The sequence below is a fragment of the Burkholderia territorii genome (assembly GCF_902833055.1).
Classification (GTDB): Bacteria; Pseudomonadota; Gammaproteobacteria; order Burkholderiales; family Burkholderiaceae; genus Burkholderia; species Burkholderia territorii.
In genome coordinates this window covers 1-538 of the sequence record NZ_CADFEJ010000098.1, presented here as the reverse complement: position 1 = coordinate 538, position 538 = coordinate 1, and the positions used below count along the sequence as shown (strand labels likewise).

Here is a 538-nt window from a genome sequence, read left to right as displayed (position 1 = left end):
CATCGCAGGCTCCATTGAAATGAAAAGGAAAGCTCGATGATGTATGCGTATGCATACTTAACCGCTATTGAAACGGAAAGCTAGTCGGACAAGCGCCATGAAGCCTTCACGCCGGCTTCCAGCAGGCGACGCGAGAGGCCGGGGTCGTCCACCGCGCGCGACAGGATCAGCGAGCCGATGGCCAGCGCCACGGCCGCCAGCCCGGCTTCCTGCCGCTGCGCTTGCGAGTCGGCCAGGGCGGGGGCGTCGTGGCCACCCTCGCCGGCGTCGTCCGCCGGCGCGCGCGCGCAATCGACCAGCGATTCGAGGTGTTCGGTAAACACGCGCCGCACGGCATCGCTGCCCCGGCCGATCTCGACGGCCAGGGTGGCCGCGGCGCAGCCGGTTTCGGGATGATCGCGGTGCCGCTCGTTGAGGTAGGCGCCCATGAAGGCGACCGCGCGCGGCAATGCGGGATGGCGCGCCATGCGCTCGCGCAGCCGGTCGGTGGTCTGGCCGAAGCCGATCGCGATCGCCGCGGCGATCAGGGCGTCCTTCG

At 69.0% G+C, this 538-nt stretch carries 1 protein-coding gene; it reads right to left on the bottom strand.

Features of this window, described 5'->3' with window-relative positions:
- Window positions 1–80 precede the first annotated feature (80 nt).
- Window positions 81–538: TetR/AcrR family transcriptional regulator (locus HW466_RS31190; protein WP_176316151.1), on the bottom strand; the 458-nt coding region annotated here is incomplete at its 5' end.